The following is a 269-nucleotide window of genomic DNA, read 5'->3' as shown; positions in this document are numbered from 1 at the left end:
CGTTGATCAGGAAACCTTAGTCTTTCGGCGAGGGGGTTTCTCACCCCCTTTATCGTTACTTATACCTACATTTGCTTTTCCACACGCTCCAGCAAAGCTTACGCTTAACCTTCGACGCTGAGTAGAATGCTCCCCTACCGATGTTTGCACATCCCATAGCTTCGGTAAATTGCTTATGCCCGATTATTATCCACGCCAAACTCCTCGACTAGTGAGCTGTTACGCACTCTTTAAATGAATGGCTGCTTCCAAGCCAACATCCTAGCTGT

General features: G+C 47.2%; 1 rRNA gene. It reads right to left on the bottom strand.

From position 1 onward, the window contains the following. Window positions 1–269 (bottom strand): 23S ribosomal RNA (locus tag WS34_RS15240); the annotation flags it as partial.

This window comes from Odoribacter sp. N15.MGS-14 (genome assembly GCF_000980245.1).
Lineage (GTDB): Bacteria > Bacteroidota > Bacteroidia > Bacteroidales > Marinifilaceae > Odoribacter > Odoribacter splanchnicus.
This window is presented reverse-complemented; position numbering and strand designations above follow the sequence as displayed.